At 74.2% G+C, this 20,788-nt stretch carries 22 protein-coding genes; 15 read left to right on the top strand and 7 right to left on the bottom strand.

The annotated features are described in order from the left end of the window. Together ABLM29_RS22345 and ABLM29_RS16370 are read right to left on the bottom strand one after the other, a co-directional pair. A partial coding sequence (locus ABLM29_RS22345; protein ID WP_502889254.1) for a P1 family peptidase occupies positions 1-93 on the bottom strand: 93 nt, incomplete at its 3' end. Further along, on the bottom strand, positions 51-992 hold the full coding sequence (locus ABLM29_RS16370; protein WP_349715309.1) for a tetratricopeptide repeat protein: 942 nt from the start codon (positions 990-992) through the stop codon (positions 51-53). The genes ABLM29_RS16370 and ABLM29_RS22345, both read right to left, overlap by 43 nt. 75 nt (positions 993-1,067) lie before the next feature. On the opposite strand from ABLM29_RS16370, the gene ABLM29_RS16365 reads away from it, so the two are divergent. Then, a complete protein-coding gene (locus tag ABLM29_RS16365) occupies positions 1,068-2,306 on the top strand; it encodes a S8 family peptidase (RefSeq protein WP_349715308.1) in 1,239 nt (412 codons plus the stop codon). Positions 2,307-2,336: 30 nt separating this feature from the next. Here ABLM29_RS16365 and ABLM29_RS16360 read toward each other — a convergent pair whose 3' ends face one another. Next, complete coding sequence (locus ABLM29_RS16360; RefSeq protein ID WP_349715307.1) at positions 2,337-2,786, bottom strand: hypothetical protein; 450 nt, start codon at positions 2,784-2,786, stop codon at positions 2,337-2,339. A 5-nt stretch (positions 2,787-2,791) separates the two neighbouring features. Then, positions 2,792-3,379 carry an RNA polymerase sigma factor gene (locus ABLM29_RS16355; protein ID WP_349715306.1) on the bottom strand — a complete coding sequence of 196 codons (588 nt, stop codon included), beginning with the start codon at positions 3,377-3,379 and terminating at the stop codon, positions 2,792-2,794. A gap of 258 nt (positions 3,380-3,637) precedes the next feature. Here ABLM29_RS16355 and ABLM29_RS16350 point away from each other — a divergent pair, with 258 nt between their 5' ends. Both ABLM29_RS16350 and ABLM29_RS16345 read left to right on the top strand, forming a co-directional pair. Further along, on the top strand, positions 3,638-5,227 hold the full coding sequence (locus tag ABLM29_RS16350) for an outer membrane protein assembly factor BamB family protein (RefSeq protein ID WP_349715305.1): 1,590 nt from the start codon (positions 3,638-3,640) through the stop codon (positions 5,225-5,227). Positions 5,228-5,443: 216 nt separating this feature from the next. Beyond that, positions 5,444-6,763 carry an FG-GAP repeat domain-containing protein gene (locus ABLM29_RS16345; RefSeq protein ID WP_349715304.1) on the top strand — a complete coding sequence of 440 codons (1,320 nt, stop codon included), beginning with the start codon at positions 5,444-5,446 and terminating at the stop codon, positions 6,761-6,763. Positions 6,764-6,835: 72 nt separating this feature from the next. Here the strand turns inward: ABLM29_RS16345 and ABLM29_RS16340 are convergent, their stop codons facing one another. Beyond that, complete coding sequence (locus tag ABLM29_RS16340) at positions 6,836-7,279, bottom strand: hypothetical protein (RefSeq protein ID WP_349715303.1); 444 nt, start codon at positions 7,277-7,279, stop codon at positions 6,836-6,838. Between the two features lie 482 nt (positions 7,280-7,761). Here ABLM29_RS16340 and ABLM29_RS16335 point away from each other — a divergent pair, with 482 nt between their 5' ends. The 8 genes from ABLM29_RS16335 to ABLM29_RS16300 all read left to right on the top strand — a co-directional run bounded on the left by ABLM29_RS16335 (position 7,762) and on the right by ABLM29_RS16300 (position 13,146). After that, positions 7,762-9,018 carry a TadA family conjugal transfer-associated ATPase gene (locus ABLM29_RS16335; protein ID WP_349715302.1) on the top strand — a complete coding sequence of 419 codons (1,257 nt, stop codon included), beginning with the start codon at positions 7,762-7,764 and terminating at the stop codon, positions 9,016-9,018. Between the two features lie 10 nt (positions 9,019-9,028). Next, complete coding sequence (locus ABLM29_RS16330) at positions 9,029-9,877, top strand: type II secretion system F family protein (RefSeq protein WP_349715300.1); 849 nt, start codon at positions 9,029-9,031, stop codon at positions 9,875-9,877. After that, positions 9,874-10,803, top strand: a complete 930-nt coding sequence (locus ABLM29_RS16325; RefSeq protein ID WP_349715298.1) for a type II secretion system F family protein — start codon at positions 9,874-9,876, stop codon at positions 10,801-10,803. The genes ABLM29_RS16330 and ABLM29_RS16325 overlap by 4 nt, the downstream gene beginning before the upstream one ends. A 51-nt stretch (positions 10,804-10,854) precedes the next feature. Beyond that, positions 10,855-11,058 carry a hypothetical protein gene (locus ABLM29_RS16320; RefSeq protein WP_349715296.1) on the top strand — a complete coding sequence of 68 codons (204 nt, stop codon included), beginning with the start codon at positions 10,855-10,857 and terminating at the stop codon, positions 11,056-11,058. A gap of 24 nt (positions 11,059-11,082) precedes the next feature. After that, positions 11,083-11,478: a TadE family protein gene (locus ABLM29_RS16315; protein ID WP_349715294.1), complete on the top strand. Its 396-nt coding sequence runs from the start codon at positions 11,083-11,085 to the stop codon at positions 11,476-11,478. After that, entirely contained in the window at positions 11,475-11,930 is a 456-nt protein-coding gene (locus tag ABLM29_RS16310) for a hypothetical protein (RefSeq protein ID WP_349715292.1), read from the top strand. Before ABLM29_RS16315 ends, ABLM29_RS16310 begins: the two co-directional genes overlap by 4 nt. Beyond that, complete coding sequence (locus tag ABLM29_RS16305) at positions 11,927-12,361, top strand: pilus assembly protein TadG-related protein (protein WP_349715290.1); 435 nt, start codon at positions 11,927-11,929, stop codon at positions 12,359-12,361. The genes ABLM29_RS16310 and ABLM29_RS16305 overlap by 4 nt, the downstream gene beginning before the upstream one ends. Before the next feature lie 131 nt (positions 12,362-12,492). Continuing rightward, the gene (locus ABLM29_RS16300; protein WP_349715289.1) at positions 12,493-13,146 is read left to right on the top strand and encodes a hypothetical protein; all 654 of its coding nucleotides are present in this window, start codon (positions 12,493-12,495) and stop codon (positions 13,144-13,146) included. Positions 13,147-13,159: 13 nt separating this feature from the next. Here the strand turns inward: ABLM29_RS16300 and ABLM29_RS16295 are convergent, their stop codons facing one another. Continuing rightward, complete coding sequence (locus tag ABLM29_RS16295; RefSeq protein ID WP_349715288.1) at positions 13,160-15,703, bottom strand: PKD domain-containing protein; 2,544 nt, start codon at positions 15,701-15,703, stop codon at positions 13,160-13,162. 280 nt (positions 15,704-15,983) lie between these two features. Here ABLM29_RS16295 and ABLM29_RS16290 point away from each other — a divergent pair, with 280 nt between their 5' ends. The 3 genes from ABLM29_RS16290 to ABLM29_RS16280 all read left to right on the top strand — a co-directional run bounded on the left by ABLM29_RS16290 (position 15,984) and on the right by ABLM29_RS16280 (position 19,116). Further along, positions 15,984-16,490, top strand: coding sequence for a CAP domain-containing protein (locus tag ABLM29_RS16290; protein ID WP_349715287.1), 507 nt, complete (start codon positions 15,984-15,986; stop codon positions 16,488-16,490). Positions 16,491-16,579: 89 nt separating this feature from the next. Beyond that, positions 16,580-17,698 carry a peptide chain release factor 2 gene (gene prfB / locus ABLM29_RS16285; RefSeq protein WP_349715286.1) on the top strand — a complete coding sequence of 373 codons (1,119 nt, stop codon included), beginning with the start codon at positions 16,580-16,582 and terminating at the stop codon, positions 17,696-17,698. A gap of 32 nt (positions 17,699-17,730) precedes the next feature. Then, positions 17,731-19,116 carry a M15 family metallopeptidase gene (locus tag ABLM29_RS16280; protein ID WP_349715284.1) on the top strand — a complete coding sequence of 462 codons (1,386 nt, stop codon included), beginning with the start codon at positions 17,731-17,733 and terminating at the stop codon, positions 19,114-19,116. Between the two features lie 199 nt (positions 19,117-19,315). Here the strand turns inward: ABLM29_RS16280 and ABLM29_RS16275 are convergent, their stop codons facing one another. Then, positions 19,316-19,960 (bottom strand): hypothetical protein, encoded by a 645-nt coding sequence (locus ABLM29_RS16275; RefSeq protein ID WP_349715283.1) that lies wholly within the window; start codon positions 19,958-19,960, stop codon positions 19,316-19,318. Between the two features lie 82 nt (positions 19,961-20,042). On the opposite strand from ABLM29_RS16275, the gene ftsE reads away from it, so the two are divergent. Beyond that, positions 20,043-20,732: a cell division ATP-binding protein FtsE gene (gene ftsE, locus ABLM29_RS16270; RefSeq protein ID WP_349715282.1), complete on the top strand. Its 690-nt coding sequence runs from the start codon at positions 20,043-20,045 to the stop codon at positions 20,730-20,732. The last annotated feature ends 56 nt before the right edge of the window (positions 20,733-20,788 follow it).

The following is a 20,788-nucleotide window of genomic DNA, read 5'->3' as shown; positions in this document are numbered from 1 at the left end:
GCTGGTGTGGCCGCTCCGGCCGACGGTGGTCGGGGCGGTGAGCATGGAGTTCAGGACGGCCTCCTCGGCGGCCTCGACGACGGCGGTGAACAGGGGGTCGATCCCGCGGCCAGGGCGGCGAGCGCGGCCGCCAGCAGCAGCTCGGCGCGCTGCGACGGCGCGACCGAGCGGTCCGCGACGGCCGCGTCGGCGTCGGCGAGCGCCTCGCCGGCGAGGCCCGCCGCGAGCAGCGCCACGCAGCGGTCGAAGGCGAGGTCCCCGGAGGTCGCGTCCAGGGCGCGGAACCGGGCCGCCGCGTCGTCGTACACGGCCAGGGCGGTCGGCAGGTCGCCGCGGTAGTAGGCGATGAGCCCGCGGTTGTGGGCGACCAGCACCGACTCCAGCTCCTGGCCGGTGGCGAGGAAGAGCCGCTCGGCCGCGTCGAGGTCGCGCTCGGCGCGGGTCAGCGACCCCTGCTCGAGGTGGATGCCGGCGCGGTTGTTGAGCGCCCGGGCCTCCCACAGCTCGTCGCCGGCCTCGCGGATCCCGGCCAGCGCCCGGCGCATGTCGGCCAGCGCCTCCGGGTGGCGGCCGAGCATCGAGAGCAGGGCGGCGCGCCGCATCAGGACGCGGGCCCGGACCGGGCCGCGGGCGTCGCGGGCCGCGGTCTCGAGCTGGCGCAGGCCGGTCCGGGTGCGCCCGGCGACGACCAGGGCCGTGCCCAGCGTGGCCCGTACGTCGGCGACCCGGTCGGCGTCGCGGGTGGCCCGCGCAGCGGCCAGCGCGGCGCGCAGCTCGACCAGCGCGTCCTCGGTCTCGCCGGTGTCGCGCAGCACGATGCCCGCGGCCTGGTGGGCGTAGGAGAGCGCGAGGGGCTCGGTCGTCGAGGCCGCCAGTGCCCGCGCGCTGCGCAGCGCCTCGGCGGGCCGGGAGAGCGCGAGCGCGGGCAGGTCGTCCGGCGCGGGCGCGGGCGCGGCGCCGGTCGCGCCGGAGGCGTCTCCCGAGGTGTCCATCGTGGACCACTTAACCGCACGTCGCGTTCCCGCTACGGTTGCCACGACCGGCACCACAACCCGATCGGAGCGGGCATGGAGCAGTCCGGAGACAGGTACCGCAAGCGGTCCGAGGAGGAGCGGCGCGAACGCACGCGCGTCCAACTCAAGATCGTCCTCGAGGCGCTGGAGGACGTCGGCGTGGCCATCGAGGGGGACGACCCCGCCGACTGGCTCTACCTCTACCGGCGGCGGCGGATCCTGGTCCGCGACGCGGACCTGCAGCGCGTCCTCGACGCGCTCGACGGCCGCGGCGACGTGGACGCCAGCCTGGTCAACGGGGTCACCCGGGTGGTCGTCGAGACCGACGACGAGATCCCCGAGGTGCTCGACCAGCTCGACCGCCGGCTGGGGCCGGGTGTGGCCACGCCCGACCACGTCCTCTACGTCTCCCGTACCGGCCGCTCGCTCTGCCCGGCGACCGAGCCGCTCGAGCCGCCCGACACGACGCCGCTGCCGGCGGTCAACACGGTCACCACCGACGGCGCGGGCGCGTTCGTCTCCGTCGTCGACACCGGCTGGTACGCCGACGCCGCGGCCAGCCCGCTCAGCCCGTGGCTGGCGGGGGTGACCGGTGACCCGGAGGTGATCAACCCGGCCGACATCCACCCCTACGGCGGCCACGGCACGTTCATCGCCGGCGTGGTGCGCTGCCAGGCGCCGTCGGCGGAGGTCCGCGTCGAGGGCTTCCTGCCGCGGGGCGGGGCGGCGTACGAGTCCGACATGGTGGTGCAGCTGTGCGAGGCCCTGGCGCTGGGGCCGGACGTCATCAGCCTCTCGGCGGGGGCGAGCACCCGCGGCGACCGCCCGCTGCTCAGCTTCGAGGTCTTCTGGAGCAACTTCCTCAGCCAGGTCGGCGGGACCGTGCTGGTGGCGGCCGCCGGCAACGACGACACCCGGGCGCCGTTCTGGCCGGCGGCGTTCCCGTGGGCGATCGGGGTGGGGGCGATCGACGCGGAGGGCCGGCGCGCGGCGTACTCGAACTTCGGCAGCTGGGTGGACGTCTACGCGCTGGGCGACGACCACGTCAACGCCTTCCCCGTCGGGGACTACTTCGCCCACGAGCCGCCGTTCGACACCCTGCCGCTCGACGAGCGGCGCCGGTCGTTCAGGGGGATCGCGCAGTGGAGCGGAACCTCGTTCGCGACCCCGCTGGTGGCGGGGCTGATCGCGGCCCGGATGAGCCGGTCGGGGGTCAGCGCGCGGCTGGCCGCCGAGGAGCTGCTGGGGGAGGCCCGGGCGAACGCGATCCGCGGCGTGGGGCCGGTCCTGTAGCCGTCGGGCCGGTCCGGCCCGACCGCCGCGTCAGAGGGTGAGCCACTCCGTCGACACGGTGCGGCCGGCGTCGGAGACGGTGATCCGGATCGGCCGCCGGTCGGGCGCGGCCAGGGAGAAGAGACCGGAGGCGTCGGTGCTGCTGCGGGTGGCCCCGCCGGGGGTGACCACCGCGACCTCGCACCGCCGGCCGGGCACCACCTGGCCGATCAGGGTGTCGCCGTCGACCTCCAGCTCCAGGCTGAAGTCGGCGCCCTCGAAGCCGAGCACCCGCGGGGCGTCCTCGCCGTCGCCGCGGACCAGCACCGCCTCCTCGAGCGCGGAGTCGTGCGAGAGCTGCAGCAGCTCCTCGTCGATGGTGCGCCACGCGAACGCGGCGCGTGCGGCCTCGCGGTCGGCGTCGGTGACCGCGCCGGCGCGGGCCTCGCGGAGCGCGGCCACGAGCTCGTCGTCGTCGTCCCACCTCGTCATGTCGCTCATGGCGCTCAACTCCTCTCCTCCGGGGGCTCGTCGAGGAGCCTCCGCACGGCCCGGGTTCCTCGCAGCTGGCGGAGAGCCCGCGCCCGGGTGGGTCCGATGCTGCCGATCGGGATGCCGAGTCGGCTGCTGATCTCCTGGTACGCCGGAGGGGGGTCCTCCAGCAGCAGCTCGAGCAGCTGCCGGCGGTCGGCGGGCAGCTCGGCCAGCGCGGCGCGCAGGGCCTGCTGCCGCTCCAGCGCGATCAGGCCCTCGGCCAGGTCGCGGTCCTCCGCGGGGCTGTCGAGCTTGCCGTCCACCTGGGGGTCGACGGGGATGGTGCGCCCGGCGCGCTCGTGGGCGCGGGCACACTCGTTCCGGGTGGTCGTGGAGAGCCAGCCGGGGAGCGCGCGTGGCTCGCGCAGGTCGTCGAGGTGCTCGACGAGGCGCAGCCAGACCGTCTGGTTGACGTCGTCGGCCTCGGCGCCGGGCAGCCGGTAGCGGGCGATCAGCGCCCGCACGAGCGGAAGGAAGCGTTCGACCAGCTGGTCCCACGCCCGGGGATCGCCCCGGCGTGCGCCCTCCACGAGCGCGGCGACGGACTCGGGGTCGTCCACCGACGCCTCCTTCGCGCCCCGCGCGGTCGGGCTGCCACAGATCGTGTTCACACCTGATGGAGCGTGGGCGGGGCCGGTTGATACCTCCGGCCTCGCCGTTGCTCACCCTACGCGGGGTCGCGGGTGTCGGGCCCGGGGTGCCGCGGCGGCGTCGTACCGGATTCACAGGATGTGACGGACGTCACATTTCGCTAGGTTGATGAGTCAACCTCGCGCGACTCCGGGCGGCCCGCCCCAGCGCGGGGACAGGAGGCAACGATGGCTCTGACGAGGTGGAAGCGCGCGCAGAAGATGCTCCTGGCCGCGATCGCGGCAAGTTCCCTGATCATCGCCGGGCAGGCCGCCGCCGGAGCCGCCCCGCCCGGCGGCAGCGGGTGGTCCTCGGCCGGCGGCGATCGGCAGAACACCCGGTACCAGAAGACCGAGTCCAAGATCTCGCCGTCGACCGTCGGCGACCTGGCGGTCTCCTGGGTGCTGACCACCGGCGGCGACGTCTCCGCGACCCCCGCGGTGGACGGTGAGCGGGTCTACGCACCCGACTGGGCCGGCAACCTGTACGCCGCCGACCGCCGCACCGGCGAGGTCGACTGGTCCGCGACGATCGCCGACTACACCGGCGTCGCGGGGGACAAGGCGCGGGCCACGCCCGCGATCGCCGGCGACCTGCTGGTCCTCGGCACGCAGGGCGGGCCCCTCGGCGGCGGCGGCAAGATGCTCGCCATCGACAAGGACACCGGCGACCTGGTCTGGAGCACCCAGCTGGACAGCCACCCGGCCGCGATCATCACCCAGTCCGCCACGGTCTTCGACGGCGTCGTCTACGTCGGCACGGCCTCGCTCGAGGAGGCGCTGGCCGCGTTCGTCCCCGGCTACGACTGCTGCTCGTTCCGCGGCAGCATGAGCGCGCTCGACCTGGCCACCGGTGAGGTCCTGTGGCAGACCTCCACGGCTCCGGAGGGCTTCCCGGGCAACGCGGTGTGGGGCAGCTCGCCCGCGATCGACGTCAAGCGCGGCTCGGTCTACATCGCCACCGGCAACAACTACGACGTCCCCGAGGAGACGCTGGACTGCGTGACGGCCGCGGGCGACGACCCCGACGCCATCCAGGCCTGCCTGCCGGCCGACAACCACTTCGACTCGATCATGTCGCTGAACATGCGGACCGGCGGGATCAAGTGGGTGACCAGGGCGCTGCCGTACGACGCCTGGACGGTGGACTGCATCCCGTTCTTCGGGGACGGGGACAACTGCCCGGAGCCGGCCGGTCCCGACTACGACTTCGGCCAGGCGCCCGCGCTGTTCAAGGCCGTGGACGGCAACGGTGCCGGGCGCGAGCTGGTCGGCGCCGGCCAGAAGAGCGGCCAGTACTGGGCGCTCGACCCCGACACCGGCGAGGTCGTCTGGGTCACCCAGGCCGGCCCGGGTGGCACCGCCGGCGGCCTGCAGTGGGGGTCCGCGGTGGACGGCCGGCGGGTCTACACCGCCAACGCCAACAGCAACGCGGCCGAGTGGATCCTTCCCGACGGCAGCAGCACCAGCGACGGCGTCTGGTCCGGGTTGGACGCGTCGACCGGCCTCGTGCTGTGGCAGACCGCTCCGCCGTCCGGCGGCGGCGCGTCCGGACCGGTGACCACGGCGAACGGCGTGGTCTTCGGCTGCGCCCTTGACGCGGACGGGCACATGTACGCCCTCGACGCGGCCACGGGCGAGGTGCTGTGGTCGTTCGCCAGCGGGGGCTCCTGCCTCTCCGGCGCGGCGATCTCCCACGGCACCGTCTTCTGGGGCTCGGGCTACACGAACCTCGGTGGGACGGCGAACGACAAGCTGTACGCGTTCACGCTCCAGTGAGCCTGGGCCTCGGCCCGGGCACTCGCCCGGGCCGAGGCCCGGTGGGGGCGTTCCGTGTGCGGGCCGATCGGCCCGCACACGGTGGGACGAACGCCTCTCGACGGGCGGCGCTCCGCGCCGTCCCCTGTGATCAAGGGGTTGGGGCCGCCACTCATAGCGGAGTTGGCGAGCATGAATACGAGGCATCTGGCGGCGTGCGCCGCCATCGTGGCCGTGGTGGCCCTTCCGGCGCAAGGGGCGTCGGGCCACACGGCCGGAATCTCCACGATCGGGGGCGCGCGGGTCTCGATTGCCCCCGCGTCGCCCGACCTGGTCGACCGCGCAACCGCGGCCGGCATCACCTGGCCCTCGACACCGTCCTGGGACGTCACGACGGCCGACTACGACAACGACGGCGACATGGACTTCTCGATGTCGCTGCACATGCGGAACGCGGGCGAGGTGCGCCGCAACAACGGCGACGGCACCTTCACCCGGGTCGCCGTCACCTCGAACCCGGCCACCACGGTCATGCCGCGGCCGTCCCCGCAGGGCGGGCTGGTCGACCGGCACGCGTGTGCGTGGGCCGACTTCGACGGCAACGGCCTGCAGGACCTCTACTGCGCCGCCGGGCGTTACCGCAGCAACCGGGTGAAGACGGAGGCGATCAACAACGAGCTGTTCCTGCAGATCTCACCCGGGTCGTTCGTCGACCGGGCGACGGCGTCCGGGGCGGGGGAGGCGTGCACCCGGGGGCGGCACGTGGTGACGTTCGACCTGAACGACGACGGCTGGACGGACCTCTTCCTCTCGGCGCAGCGCGAGCGCAGCTCCTCCAGCGACCCGTGCAACGCCGAGCCGGACCATCCCTACAACGAGCAGTCGAGGGTCCTGATCAACCGGGGCGAGAACGCGGCCGGCACCTGGCTGGGCTTCCGCGACGGGCCGGAGTGGAACGTCAGCCAGAACAACGTCGGCAACCGCCTCGCGCTGGCCTGGGACTACAACCGCGACGGGCGTCCGGACCTGCTCGGCCAGGCCTTCGCCGGCAAGCGTCCCTACCTGATGCGCAACACCGGCACCGGGTTCGCCGAGATGAGCCGCTCCCGGCAGGTCACGCTGCCGTTCTTCAACGCGGCCACCGTGGCGGACCTGACCGGCGACGGCATCCCGGACCTCGTCTACTCCGACGGCAGCGGCTTCGCCTACCGGGCGGGCACGGCCGGCGGGGTCAGCACCAGCACGGTCCGGATCGGGACGATCTCGGGTGCCAAGGCGTGGTCGGTCGCGGTCGGTGACGTCAACGGCGACGGGAGGCTCGACGTCTACGGGCAGGTGGGCTCGTCCTCCGGCTCCGGCAACCCCGACGACGTGATCTACGTGCGCACGGCCGCCGGCGGGTGGCAGGCCCACGTCGTCCCGTCGGCAGGCGGCGACGCGAACGACGTCGAGGCCGTGACCGTGGGCGGCAGGGCGCAGTTCGTGGTGCTCAACGGCGGCAACAAGGAGTCGAACAACCCCGGACCGATCCAGGTGATCGCCTGGGCCGGGCCCTGACGGGTCGAGCCGCCCCGGTGGGGCGTCGGTCGGCGGTCCACCGGGGCGATGTCGTTCCGCGTCCGGCCCTGGTCAGTCGCGCTCGAGCTCGTGCCAGCCGTCCTCGACGGCGCCGCCGTGCACCAGGTCGATCCAGTCGAGGACGAACAGGCGGCCCGCGCTGAGCCGGTCGGGGCTGGGCGTCCAGCCGCGGGTGTCGATGCGCGCGCGGAGGTACTCCACCGCCGGCTCGGGGACGAGCAGGTCGACCATCGACAGCGCGACCGCCGGGTCGGGGACCAGGCGGCTGAGGTGGTCGATCAGTTCCTCGGTCCCGAGGTCGGTCAGCGAGCGGCTCTCCGGGTCGAGCGCCTCGAGGTAGCGGTCCAGACCGGTCGCATCGATCTGGTGCGCGAACTCGGAGGCGTCGCGGACCGCCGGCGCCGGGTCGGCCCGGTCGACCAGGTCCGCGAGCTCGGCCAGGGTCATCGGGCCCGTGGCGCCGACGGTGTGGTTGTAGCGGGTGATGGTCTTCATCGCCCAGAGCGAGGTGAGGAACCCCGCGAGGGCTGTGGTGGCCGGATCGGTCTGCTCGTGGTCGATGGTCGTGCCTCCCGACGGTGAGGTGCCCGGGTGAAGTGCCCGCAGTCTGCCGGGGATCGCGCCGCCCGTGGGCGGAACGCGGTGCTGTCGGCGCGTCGGATCGGGCCTGCTCGGCTCGGGTCGGATCGGGCTCGGGTCGGATCGGGCTCGGGCTCGGGTCGGGGTCGTGTGCCTGAGGCATCGGGATAGGGGGTTCCTGGGCACACGACCCCGGTCGGGTCGGGCGCAGGCGCGGGTCCTGAGCCTTCACACATCGGGATAGGGGGTTCCTGGGCACACGACCCGCCTCACGCGCCCGCCGGGGCGGCCGACGCGCGGCGGTCGGTCAAATTTCCACAGGCGCGGGAGGAAGCGGTCGCGCGCTCCCGGCGGGTGCCGTAGTTTGCGGCATCCACCAGGTCAGCATGGGGGTTGACGTGGCCTTGCTCCAGGATGCGCACTCGCCGGACGACGTCGTCGGCCGGCTCGACGCTGCGCTGCGCGCCGCCGTGCGGGCGGAGGGGATCGACCCGCAGCGCGAGCCCGAGGCGGTACGCCGCCTGGCCGTCGCGCTGGTGCGCGAGCACGACGAGCGGAGCCTGACCGGGGTGGTGGTCGCGGTCGCCGACCCGGACGCGGTGGTCGGTGAGCTGGTCGCGCGGGTGGCGGGGTTCGGGCCGTTGCAGCCGCTGCTGGACGACCCGGCGGTGGAGGAGGTCTGGATCAACGACCCGGATCGGGTCTTCGTGGCCCGGCGCGGTCGGCACGAGCTGACCAACGTGGTGCTGTCCGAGGAGCAGGTGGCCGAGCTGGTGGAGCGGATGCTCAAGACCACCGGTCGCCGGATCGACCTGTCCCGGCCGTTCGTGGACGCGATGCTGCCCGACGGCCACCGGCTGCACGTCGTGCTGAAGGGGATCAGCCGCGGCTTCTCGGCGGTGAACATCCGCAAGTTCGTGGTGCGGGCCTCGCGGCTGTCGGACCTGGTCGAGCTGGGCAGCCTGCCGCCGGAGGCGGCGCGCTTCCTGGAGGCGTCGGTGCGGGCGGGGCTGAACATCCTGGTCGCCGGCGGCACGCAGGCCGGGAAGACGACCATGCTCAACTGCCTGGCCGCGGCGATACCCGGCTCGGAGCGGGTGGTCTCGGCCGAGGAGGTCTTCGAGATCCGCTTCCCGCACCCGGACTGGGTGGCGATGCAGACCCGGCAGGAGGGGCTGGAGGGGACCGGCGAGATCCGGCTGCGCGACCTGGTCAAGGAGGCGCTGCGGATGCGGCCCTCGCGCGTCATCGTCGGCGAGGTGCGCGCCGAGGAGTGCCTCGACCTGCTGCTCGCCCTGAACTCGGGTCTGCCCGGGATGTGCACCATCCACGCCAACAGCGCCCGCGAGGCGCTGACCAAGGCCTGCACGCTGCCGCTGCTGGCCGGGGAGAACATCTCCGCCCGGTTCGTGGTGCCGACCGTGGCGGCGTCGGTGGACCTCGTGGTGCACCTCGGCGTCGACCCCGGTGGCGCGCGGCGGGTCAACGAGATCGTCGCGGTGCCGGGCCGGATCGAGGGGGACGTGATCGAGACCGAGCCGATCTTCGAGACCCGGCGCGGCCGCCTCGTCCGTGGCCTCGGGATGCCGCCGCGGCTGGAGCAGTACCGCCGGGTCGGCATCGACCCCGGCGCGCTGCTGAACGGCGCGGGCTGAGGCGGCAGCGATGGGCGCGGTGGTCGGACTCGGCGTGGGGGTGGGCTGCCTGCTGGTGTGGTCCGCCTTCGCCTGGCCGCCCGCCCCGCGCCGGGGCCGGTCGGGACGCCTGGCCGCGCTGCTCGCCGAGGCCGGGCTGGGTCGGCTCTCCGACCGCGCCCTGGTGGCGCTGTGCGCCGGATCGGCGCTGGCCGGGGCGGTGCTGGGGCTCGCTCTCACCGGTACGCCAGTGCTCGCGCTCGTGCTTGGTCCGGCAGCCGGCTACCTCCCGGTCGGGGTGCTCGCCGGCCGCGCCCGGCGCCGCCGCCGGGAGTTCGCCCACGTGTGGCCCGACGCCGTGGACGATCTGGCCTCCGCCGTACGGGCCGGGATGTCGCTGCCCGACGCCGTCGCCGCCCTCGCGGTGCGCGGGCCCGCTCCGCTGCGGGCCGCGTTCGAGGGGTTCGCGCTGGACTACCAGGTGACGGGCCGGTTCGGCGACTGCCTGGACCGGCTCAAGGTGCGGCTCGCCGACCCGGTCGGCGACCGCGTCGTCGAGGCGCTGCGGATCGCGCGCGAGGTCGGTGGCGGCGAGCTCGGGCGGCTGCTGCGGAACCTGTCGGGCTACCTGCGCGACGACATCCGCACCCGCTCCGAGCTCGAGGCGCGGCAGTCGTGGGCGGTCAACGGCGCCCGCGTCGCCGTCGCGGCCCCGTGGCTGGTGCTGCTGATGATGGGCACGCAGCCGGAGGTGATGGCCCGGTACCGGACGCCCGGCGGCGCGGTCGTGCTGCTGGTCGGCGCCGCGGCCTGCCTGGTCGCCTACCGGCTGATGGTGCGGGTCGGTCGCCTGCCGGACGAGCGGCGGGTGCTCGCATGAGCGGCGCCGTCGCGGGCGGCCTGGTCGGCGCGCTGGGGGCGGCCGGCCTGCTCCTGGTCGGGGCGCGGGTGCGGGCGCTGCGCCGCCCGCCGCTGGAGGCCCGGGTGCTGCCGTACCTGCGCGACCTGCTGCCCGAGGGCGCGGTCGCGCCCGGGGCGCCCGGGCCCTCGACGCTCGCGTCCGCGGTCGCCCCGGTCCTGCGCGCCGCGGCCGACCTGGTCGACCGGACGCTCGGCGGCGCCGCCTCCGTCGCCCGCCGGCTCGACCGCGCCGGCCTCGAGCTGACCGTCCACGACTTCCGGGTGCAGCAGGTGGTGTGGGGCCTGGTCGGCTTCGCCGCGACCGCCGGCCTCGCGGTGGTCACGACCTGGGCCCGGCCGGCCAACCCGCTGCCCGCGGTGCTGCTCTGCGGCGCTGCGTTCGTCGGCGGCGTGATGCTGCGCGACCAGCGGCTGAGCGCGCTGGTGCGCCGCCGCGAGCGGTCCATCGTCGCCGAGTTCCCGACCGTCGCCGAGCTGCTCGCGCTGGCCGTCGCCGCGGGGGAGGGACCCGTCGCGGCGCTGGACCGCGTCGTCCGGCGCAGCCGCGGCGAGCTCGGCCGCGAGCTGGGCGGCGTGCTGGCCGAGATCCGGATCGGCGAACCGGTGGCGGAGTCGTTCGACCGGCTCGCCGCGCGCACCGGGGTGCCCGTCGTCGCCCGCTTCGCCCACGGCGTCGCGGTCGCCGTCGAGCGCGGTACGCCGCTGGCGGACGTGCTGCACGCCCAGGCCGCCGACGTCCGGGAGGCCGGTCGCCGCGAGCTGATCGAGCAGGCCTCCCGCAAGGAGATCGCGATGATGGTGCCGGTGGTGTTCCTGATCCTCCCGGTCACCGTCCTGTTCGCGTTCTGGCCCGGCTTCGTGGGCCTCTCCCTGACCGCACCCTGACCCCGACCCGTCTCCCGAACAGGACCTCACCACCCACAGGAAGGAACCACCATGGAGTCGCTCCCGCTCCACACCCGCCTCGGCGCCAGCCTCCGCGCCCGCCTCAGGCAGCTCCGTCGCCGCGACCAGCGCGGAGACGTGCCGGGCTGGGTGCTGATCACCGTGATGACGATCGGCGTCGGCGTGGCGCTGTTCCAGATCGCGAAGCCCCAGCTCACGCAGATGCTGCAGTCCGCGTTGAGCTCGGTCCAGTGAGCCCGGTCCAGTGAGACCGGTGCGATGACACCCTCCTCCCGCCGCGGCGAGCGGGGGAGCGCGGCGGTCGACTTCGTGCTGGCCGTCGTGGTGCTGGTGCCGATCCTCCTCGGGCTGGTCCAGCTGGCGCTGGTGCTGCACGTGCGCGCCACGCTCGCCGCCGCGGCCTCCGAGGGCGCCCGGTACGCCGCCACCGCCGACCACGGCCCGGCCGACGGCGTGGCCCGGACGTGGGACCAGGTCGACGAGGCGATCGGAGGGGCGTTCGTCACCGGGATCGTCCCGCGACCGGCGTCCATCGGCGGGGCGCCGGCGATCGAGATCGTGGTCCACGCCGAGGTGCCGGCCCTGGGGCTGGGCGGGCCCGCCATCTCCTTCGACGTCTCCGGCCACGCCGTGCGCGAGGAGGCGCTGCCGTGAGGCCGCCCCGGCGGAGGCACGCGGTGGGCCAGCGCGGCAGCGCTCTGGTGGAGGTCACCTGGATCGCGCTGCTGCTCCTGCTGCCGCTGGCCTGGATCGTCGTCGCCGCGTTCGACGTGCAGCGCGGCGCGTTCGGCACCAGCGGCGCCGCGCGGGCCGCGGCCCGCGCCTACGCGCTGGCGCCCGACGACGCGACCGGCGTGCGGCGGGCCCGCGAGGCGGCCCGGATCGCGCTGGCCGACCAGGGGGTGGACGCCGAGCCGACGCTGCGCGTCAGCTGCACGCCGTACCCGACGCGCTGCCACAGCGGCACGTCGGTGATCACGGTCCGGGTGACCACCGCGGTCGACCTGCCGCTCTTCCCCGACGTCCTCGGCGGCGGCGCGCCGCGGTTCCGGCTCGACGCCGCGCACACGGTGCCGATCGGGCAGTTCCGGGAGGTCGGCCCGTGAGGGCCCGCGGCCAGCGGGGCTCGACGCTGCCGCTGGTGATCGCGTTCGCCGCGATCGTGCTCCTGCTGGTCGTGGTGGTGGTCGACGCCAGCGCCGCCTACCTGCGCCGGCAGGAGCTCGACTCGCTCGCCGACGGTGCCGCGCTCCGGGGCGCCGACCTGGGCGCGCAGGGCGACGCCGTCTACCGGGGCGGGCTGGGCGAGGGGAACCTCGAGGTCTCGCCCGGGGAGGCGCGGGCGGCGGTGGAGGCCTACCTGCGCGACGTCGGCGCCCTCCGGCAGCACCCCGGCCTGCGCGCCGTCGTACGGGTGGAGGGGGACCGGGTGCTGGTCGCCCTCACCGCCCCCGTCGACCTGCCGCTGCGCCTGCCCGGCGTGCCGGCGCGCCCGACCGTGCGGGCGACGGCGTCGGCCGTGGTCACCCCGCGCTGACGCGCCGCCGGACCGGGCCGCGGCGAGATCGCCGTTCCCCCACGGCGCCGCGCGGAGTTCGCCAGCATGGTCGGCCACGTTGCCCGGTCCCGGGAAGCCCGGGGCCGGCTCCCGAGCGCACCGGAGGACCCATGCCCGCCACCGCCAGCACCGACCGGCCCCGCCCGCGCCGCCGGCTCACCTACGCCAACGTCGTCTCGACCCTGGCCCTCGTGGTCGCCGTCGCCGGGGGCGGCGGCGCGGCCGTCGCGGCCGGGCTGGCGAAGAACTCGGTGTCCTCCCCGCAGATCAGGAACGGCCAGGTGAAGACCGTCGACCTGGCCGCCGGGGCGGTCACGTCGAAGAAGGTGAAGAACCGCTCGCTCGCCGCGAAGGACATCAAGCTCCGTTCGCTCGGCCGGGGTCGCGTCGCGGCCAGCCCGGCCGGCCCGATCGTCGGTCTCGCCAACCCGTACACCTCCGTGGCGACGGTCGAGCTGACGGCTCCGGCGGACGGCTACGTGGTGCTCCACGGGGTGACCTCGGTCAGCGCCGGCGACACGGACACCTTCATGAACGGGCGGTTCACCGTCGACGGCGCGATCGCCGGCCGCACCCACTACCTGGACGGCGGCGACGTCGACGGCCTCTTCGACCAGAGCCAGGCCCAGCTGGAGGTGATCCCGGTGACGAAGGGCCGCCACACGTACGGCTGGCAGCTGCGGGAGGCCGAGGTCTCCACGTACGCCAGCGTGTACGGCAGCCAGCTCGTCGTGCAGTTCTTCCCGGAGGGCTCGATCGGCTAGACCCCGCCCCGCCTCAGCCCGCCGGCGGCAGCACGATCGACCAGGCGGTCGCCTTGCCCGAGGTGTCGTCCGTGGCGGCGGTGGCACCGGAGTACGGCGCGCCGGTCAGCGGCCCGCCGGAGTCGGCGAGGAGGCTGCAGATCCGGCCGCTGTTGTCTCCGCAGAGCATCTCCCGCCCGGTCACCGCGCTGACCGGCGTCCACGACGTCGTCGAGGAGGACTTGTCGGCCCAGTACGAGACCACCCAGGCGCCCTCGGGCACCGGCACCGCCGGCGTGACCCGGTTGACGTGCTTGGCGGTGTCGGGGGTCGCCGCGAAGGTGAGCGCCGGGGTGGCGTCCACGCCCGAGTAGACCGCGACCGTCAGCGTGTGCTTGGCGTTGCTGTCCATCGGGATCTGCACGCGGGTGCCGGGGTCGCCCTCCTCGACCACCTTCGTCCAGATCGCGGTGCGCATGTCCGAGGCGGCCACGTTGTCCAGCAGTGTCCACCCCGTCACCCCGGTCGGGTCGGAGATCTCGCGGTCGTCCTTGTTGATGCTCAGCGCCATCACCAGCCGGTCGCCGACGCTCGCCGTCGCCGGTACGTCGACGTTCGGGCCGTTGTTGTTGGCCTCGATCGCGACGGAGTCGACGAACGCGAGCGGGTCGGCCGCCGGGGGCTCCGGGACCGTGATCGTCTCGGTCACCGACCCGGTGTCGCCGTCGTCGTCGGTGACGGTCAGCGTGACGTCGTACGAGCCCTCCGCCGCGTAGGCGTGCACCGGGGACGCCTCGGTGGACGTGGCGCCGTCGCCGAAGTCCCAGTCGTAGTCGGCGATGCTGCCGTCGGGGTCGCTCGAGGAAGTGGAGTCGAAGGCGCACTCCAGCTCCGGGCAGCTGGCCGAGAACGCCGCCGTCGGCGCCACGTTGGCCGGCGGGGCCGCGGTCGAGGGCTTCAGCACGAAGGTCCACATCGTCGCCTGGTCGGAGGGGGCGTCGGTGCTCGCCTCGACGTTCCCGTAGGGGCCGGGGGTGAGCGGCCCGGCGGAGTCGGCCAGCAGGCTGCAGACCCGGCCACCGCTCTCCGCGCAGGCCGCGTCGCGGGTGGTCACCGCGTCCGACGCGGTCCAGGCGGTGGTGCTGCCCGACTTGTCCGCCCAGTAGGAGACGCCCCAGTCGCCCGCGGCGGCGGTCACCACCGGCGTGGTCCGCGTCGTCGCTGAGGCAGCGAAGGTCGAGCCCGCGAACGCCACTGCGGCGCTCGCCGACGTCCCGGTGTAGTCGGCCAGGGTCAGGGTGAACTTCGAGTTGCCGCTGAACGGCACCGACACCTCCTGGCCCGGGTCGTCGGCGCCGACCACCCTCGTCCACGCGACCGAGCCCATGCTCCCGGAGGTCAGCGCCCCGAGGCGGGTCCAGCCGGCCGGGTCGCCCACGGTCCGGTTGAGGTTGTTGTAGCCGAGCACGAGGAGCATCCGGTCGCCCTCGGTCGCGGTCAGCGGCACGGTCACCGTCGCGCTGTCGCGGTTGGCGGCCGCGGTGATCGCGGCGACGAACTGGATCGTGCTGTCGACCGGCTCGGCGTCCTCGGTGACCACCGTCGCGGCCTGGCCGCTGCTGGCCGCCTGGTTGTCGGTGACGACGAGCTGCACCGAGTAGGTGCCGGCGGCGGCGTAGGTGTGGGTCGGGTTGGCCAGCGTCGAGGTGGTGCCATCGCCGAAGTCCCACGCGTAGCCCGTCAGGCTGCCGTCGGGGTCGGCCGAGGCCGAGGAGTCGAAGGTGCAGACCTCGCCGAAGCAGGAGGAGTCGAACGCCGCGGTCGGCTCCAGGTTCTCGGCCTGGGTGATCTTGATGAAGTCGATGTCACCGGAGAAGTAGTCGCAGGTGACCCGGTCCTGGTCGCAGTCGATCTTGCCGCCGATGGTCATCGGGAAGCTGTTGTCGATGGTGCCGGTGAAGCCCCGCTTGCGGTTGCGGAACTCCCCGTCGACGTACATCGTCACGCCCTCGTCGGTCAGCACGCAGGTGAGGTTGTGCCACCGCTCGTCGTTCAGCGCGGTCTTCGCGCCGGTCGCGACCCGGTCGTTGGAACCCTTGAACAGGCAGGAGGGGATGCCCTGCGGCGCCTGGATCTTCCACTGGCCGCCAGTGGTGTTCGCCTGGCCCTTCTGCGTGATGTTCCCGAAGTTCTCGGCGGTCCGGTAGCGCATCTCGATCGTGAACGGGCCGTCGCCGGGCTCGATGGCGGCGTTGTCGGGCACCTGGATGACGCGCTCCGGCTCGACCGGCGGCTGCGCGGGTGGGCGCCGCTCCCAGTGGTAGCCGGTCGCGCCGTCGAAGGTGAACCCGCTGTCGACGCCGGTCGGGTCGATCGGCGCGTTCAGCCCGTTCGGCCCGCTGTCGTGCATCAGCGTGGACCCGGCCTCCTCGTCCATCTCCCAGTACGCCGAGACGCCCGGCGCCAGCACGGTGGCCGTGGCCGGGACGAGCGGGGCGGCGGCCGCGGGCGTCGCCGGCAGCCCGGCCAGCAGCGCGACGGCCGAGGCCGCGCCGACCAGGGAACGAGGGATGCGCATCGGCTCCTCCTGAGCACGACTCACCCGAGAGGACGCCTCGGGAGCAGGGCAGGGCGCGGCTCCGCGCTGAGCCGGTCCGCCATCATGCGAACGCAGGGCGTACGCCGGGCGACGTAAGGGTGCTTACCCCCGAAACTCGGTAGCGCCGCCCCGGCGTCGGCGCGGCCCTCGGAAACCTTTACCTGAATCGTTCCAGCAAGTGACTCGCGTCCCGGCTCACCCGGCCGATCACTGGTGCATGACGCCAGGAGAGTTCACTCGGGAGGACGATCCGCGGGGTGTGCGTTGGTGGCACTCGCCGTCGGCGCGCTCCGCCCTCGCGGCGCCGCTCGCCGTCGCCGTACTGCTGCTGACCGTGGTCTTCGGCGGGGGCACCACGCTGCTGCAGCCGACCGCCGTCGCCGCGGCGCAGGGGCAGAGCAAGGTCCACTTCGAGCGCTCCGTGGTCAAGGTGACCAACCGGACGCGCGCCCGCCACGACCGGGCACGGCTGCGCCGCCAGGCGTGCCTGGACCGGTTCGCGCAGCGGCAGGCGCGGAGGCTCGCGCGGATCCACCGGCTCGAGCACCAGCCGCTCGACCCGATCCTGGACGAGTGCGGGCTGTGGAGCGTGGGGGAGAACCTGGCGATGGGGTACGTCGACGCCCGGGGCGCCGTGCGCGGATGGATGGGGTCGCCCGACCACCGCGCCAACGTGCTGCGGCCGACGTTCCGGCTGATCGGCGTCGGTGCCGCCCAGGACCACCAGGGCATCTGGTGGGTCGCGCAGGTCTTCGGCCGGCGCTGACCCCCGCGCGGGTCCCGCCCGGGGCCGCGGACCGCGAGTGACGGCAGGGTTTCGCCAGTCCGACCCGCGGCCACGTAGTGTTGCTCCTTGTGGCAGGCCCCGACTTCGACGCCGAGATCAAGCAGCTGACTGCGACGATGCACACCATCGAGCAGGTCCTGGACCTGACGAAGATGGAGGCGGACATCGCCGACCTCGAGCAGCAGGTGGCCGCGCCCGACCTGTGGGACGACCAGGCGAACGCGACCAAGGTGACCGGGCGCCTCTCCGCGCTGCAGGGCCAGCTCGAGCGGTTCCGCAACCTGCAGGGCCGGATCGACGACCTCGACGTGCTCGCCGAGCTCGCCGCCGAGGAGGGCGACGCCGACACCCTCGCCGAGGCCGAGTCCGAGCTCACCCGGATCAAGAAGGACGTCGAGGCGCTCGAGGTCCGCACCCTGCTCTCCGGCGAGTACGACGAGCGCGAGGCGATCGTGACCATCCGCTCCGGCGCCGGTGGCGTCGACGCGGCGGACTTCGCCGAGACGCTGATGCGGATGTACACCCGCTGGGCCGAGCGCAACAAGTACCCCGTCGAGGTCTTCGACATCTCCTATGCGGAGGAGGCGGGCATCAAGTCCGCCGAGTTCGCGATCCACGCGCCGTACGCCTACGGCACCCTGTCGGTCGAGGTCGGCACCCACCGACTCGTCCGGATCAGCCCCTTCGACAACCAGGGCCGCCGGCAGACGTCGTTCGCCGCGGTCGAGGTCGTGCCGCAGCTCGAGCAGACCGACGAGATCGAGGTCGACGAGAACGACATCCGCACCGACGTGTTCCGCTCGGGCGGCCCCGGCGGCCAGTCGGTCAACACCACCGACTCCGCCGTCCGGCTGACCCACATCCCCACCGGGATCGTCGTGTCGTGCCAGAACGAGAAGAGCCAGCTGCAGAACAAGGCGGCGGCGATGATCGTGCTCAAGGCCAAGCTGCTCGCCAAGAAGAAGGCCGAGGAGGCGGCGCTCAAGAAGGACCTCAAGGGCGACGTCGCCGCGAGCTGGGGCGACCAGATGCGCAACTACGTGCTCAACCCGTACCAGATCGTCAAGGACCTACGCACCGGCTTCGAGACCGGCAACCCGCAGGCGGTCTTCGACGGTGACCTCGACGGGTTCCTCGAGGCCGGCATCCGCTGGCGGCGCGGGGCCGAGCAGGCGGACGCCAGCTGATCGCCGCGCTCTCTCGGGCTGAGCCGGCTGTCGTGCAGCGGATCGGGATCCTCGGCAGCGTCCTGCTGCTCCTCGCCTCCCTCGGCGTCGCGCTGGCGCCGGGCGCCGGCGCGGCCGAGCCGACCGAGCCCACCTCGCTGACCATCGAGGCCCCGGCGGCGGTCGAGGGGAACCAGACGCCCGTCACGGTGAGCCTCGGCGACGCCTCCGCGCCCCTGCCCGGCGCCGCGATCGTGCTCGAACGGCGCAACGGCGACGCCTGGGAGCACCTGGCCGACCTGGTCACCGACGAGTCCGGGACCGCCGTCGCCGAGCTCACGCTGGCCCGCGACCCCGCCGACAACCGCGTCCGGGCCCGGTACGACGGCGACGAGACGCACGCCGCGACCTCGGCCACCTACCAGGTGCCGCTGCGGCGCCGGTCGAGCCGGCTGCGGCTGACCGGGCCCGCGAAGATCGTCGACGAGACCACGGTCCGGCTCACCGCGCGCTGGCGCACCGGGTCGAAGCCGGTCCCCGGCGAGGTCTCCCTGCAGCGCCGCCGCGACGGCCGGTGGCACACCACCGCGACCCGGCGTACCGGGGCCGACGGGGAGGTCTCCTTCAAGGTCGGTCCGCGCGAGGACAGCCGGTGGCGGGCGGTGGCGCCGGCGCAGCCGTGGGTCGAGCGCGCCCGCAGCGCGGCGCACCGGCTGGACAACGTGCCGCCCGGCACGCCGGTCTCCCTGCCGGCCAACGCCCCGGCGCCGCGCCGGAAGCTGCCGCCGCAGCGCCGCGCGGTCGGCTCCGGCGCGAACGCGGTGATCAGCACCATCCCGAACAAGGTGTGGCGCCAGATGAAGGGGCGCAGCTGGCACCGCGGCTGCCCGGTCGGCCGGGCCGGGCTGCGGCTGCTGCGGATCAACTACTGGGGCTACGACGGCTACCGCCACCGCGGCGAGGTCGTCGCGGCCGCCGGGGCCGTCGGCCAGATGTCCGGCGCGCTGGCCGAGATGTACCGGCGCGAGCTGCCGATCCGCTCGATGTACCGCGTCGACCGGTTCGGCTGGTCGGCGAAGCTCCGCGGCGCCGACGACTACGCCTCGATGGCCGCCGGCAACACCTCCGCGTTCAACTGCCGCGAGGTGGTCGGCCGGCCCGGCGTCCGGTCCCCGCACGCCTACGGCCGCGCGCTCGACGTCAACACCTGGGAGAACCCCTACCGCTCGCCCCAGGGCGTCTTCCCGAACCGGTGGTGGCTGAGCCACTCCCACCCGCGCGTCGCGTGGCGCTCCCGCAGCCACCCGGTGGTCGCGCTGATGTCCCGCCACGGGCTGCGCTGGACCTACGGGCTCTCCGACATCCACCACTTCGACGCCGCGGTGCGCGACGGACGGGTGGTGCTCCCGCGCGGGTGCCGCGAGCGCGTCTGTCACTGAGCGTGGTGGGTCGGCGGCGGCGGTCGGAGCCGGCGGTCGGAATCACCGGTCGACCGGTGATTCCGTCGCTTGACAGGCATTGCAACCCCCGACAAGTGAACGAAGTGCCTGTCCGGTGTGACGCACGGGCAGCCTGAGGCACACGACGCGCCCCCGGCCCATGCAGCCTGAGGCACACGACCCGCCCCCGGCCCAGCCCTCAGGCGACGGCGGCCGCCCTGACGACCGCCACGCACCACCGGCCGGCGCGCGTGCGCAGCTCGGCCACCGGCGTACCGGCGGGGAGGGTGAGGCGGCAGGTCAGCCAGGCGTCGCCGATCAGCCCGGCGTAGGTGAGCGACGGCTTCCCGTCCGGGCACAGCACCGCGCCTCCCGGGGCGCCGAACGCCGGTGCGTCGTCCAGCCGGCGGCAGCCCTCGCCCGCCGTCCCCTCCGCGAGGCTCTCCGCCGGGCCCTTCGTCAGCTCCCGCGCCCGCGCCGTGGTGACGGGCGGCGCGAAGACCCACGCCTCGGCGCGGGCGCCGGCGCCGCGGAAGCGGCAGCCGTACTCGTGCACGACGTCGCGCTCGCCGGCGACCGCGAGGCGGTCGCCGTTGACGTGCACGCCCGCGTTCGCCGCCTCGCCGCCGAGCGCCTCGGTGACCGCCTCGGTCACGACGCGGGAGCAGAAGCCGGCGCGGGCGATCGCGGTGGCGGTGGTGTCGAAGCCGTCCAGGTCGGTGCCGGTGTACGCCGGGGGAGGGGCGGCGGTCGGTGCGGGTCCGCCGGCGAGCAGCACGCCCGCGCCGACCGGCGCGAGGGTGAACAGCACTGCCAGCAGCAGCGCCCGCAGGGACGTGGGCACGGGACCACCCTAGAGTGCGGCCGACGCACCGCTTCACCTGGGATTTCTCACCCGCGCCCACAGGTCGCGTACCGTCTGACCGGTGATTCGCTTCGAGAAGGTCACGAAGAAGTACGCGGGGCCCGGGAAGCCGGCGCTGGACCAGGTGACGATCGACATCGACAAGGGTGAGTTCGTCTACCTCGTCGGCACCTCCGGCTCCGGCAAGTCGACCGCCCTGCGCCTCGTGCTGCGCGAGGTCCGCCCGACCACGGGACGGGTCTACGTCGCCGGCAAGGAGATCAACCGGATGGCCGGGTGGAAGGTGCCGCGGCTGCGCCGCCAGGTGGGCACCGTCTTCCAGGACTTCCGGCTGCTGCCGAACAAGACGGTCGCCGAGAACGTCGCGTTCGCGCTCCAGGTGATCGGCAAGTCCCGCAAGGAGATCAACAAGGTCGTCCCCGAGACGCTCGAGCTGGTCGGCCTCAAGGACAAGGCCGAGCGGATGCCCGACGAGCTCTCCGGCGGCGAGCAGCAGCGCGTCGCGGTCGCCCGGGCGTTCGTCAACCGGCCGATGATCCTGATCGCCGACGAGCCGACCGGCAACCTGGACCCGACCACCTCGGTCGGGATCATGCGCCTGCTGGAGGACATCAACGCCACCGGCACGACCGTGGTGATGGCGACCCACGACCACGGGATCGTCGACCAGTTCCGCAAGCGGGTGGTCGAGCTGGAGCACGGCCGGGTCGTCCGGGACGAGGCGTCCGGCAGCTACGGCTTCCAGCACTGACCCGGCCCCGATCCACCACCGCCCCGGCACCCGATCTCGCCCCGCCCGGCACGGAT

Source organism: Nocardioides sp. YIM 152588, assembly GCF_040191335.1.
Lineage (GTDB): Bacteria > Actinomycetota > Actinomycetes > Propionibacteriales > Nocardioidaceae > Nocardioides.
This window is presented reverse-complemented; position numbering and strand designations above follow the sequence as displayed.

Excerpts from the sequence above, each read along its gene's own strand:
- ABLM29_RS16370 (WP_349715309.1), bottom strand. The coding sequence starts at position 992 with ATGGACACCTCGGGAGACGCCTCCGGCGCGACCGGCGCCGCGCCCGCG.
- ABLM29_RS16365 (WP_349715308.1), top strand. The coding sequence starts at position 1,068 with ATGGAGCAGTCCGGAGACAGGTACCGCAAGCGGTCCGAGGAGGAGCGG.
- ABLM29_RS16360 (WP_349715307.1), bottom strand. The coding sequence starts at position 2,786 with ATGAGCGACATGACGAGGTGGGACGACGACGACGAGCTCGTGGCCGCG.
- ABLM29_RS16350 (WP_349715305.1), top strand. The coding sequence starts at position 3,638 with ATGGCTCTGACGAGGTGGAAGCGCGCGCAGAAGATGCTCCTGGCCGCG.
- ABLM29_RS16340 (WP_349715303.1), bottom strand. The coding sequence starts at position 7,279 with ATGAAGACCATCACCCGCTACAACCACACCGTCGGCGCCACGGGCCCG.
- ABLM29_RS16330 (WP_349715300.1), top strand. The coding sequence starts at position 9,029 with ATGGGCGCGGTGGTCGGACTCGGCGTGGGGGTGGGCTGCCTGCTGGTG.
- ABLM29_RS16325 (WP_349715298.1), top strand. The coding sequence starts at position 9,874 with ATGAGCGGCGCCGTCGCGGGCGGCCTGGTCGGCGCGCTGGGGGCGGCC.
- ABLM29_RS16320 (WP_349715296.1), top strand. The coding sequence starts at position 10,855 with ATGGAGTCGCTCCCGCTCCACACCCGCCTCGGCGCCAGCCTCCGCGCC.
- ABLM29_RS16315 (WP_349715294.1), top strand. The coding sequence starts at position 11,083 with ATGACACCCTCCTCCCGCCGCGGCGAGCGGGGGAGCGCGGCGGTCGAC.
- ABLM29_RS16300 (WP_349715289.1), top strand. The coding sequence starts at position 12,493 with ATGCCCGCCACCGCCAGCACCGACCGGCCCCGCCCGCGCCGCCGGCTC.
- ABLM29_RS16295 (WP_349715288.1), bottom strand. The coding sequence starts at position 15,703 with ATGCGCATCCCTCGTTCCCTGGTCGGCGCGGCCTCGGCCGTCGCGCTG.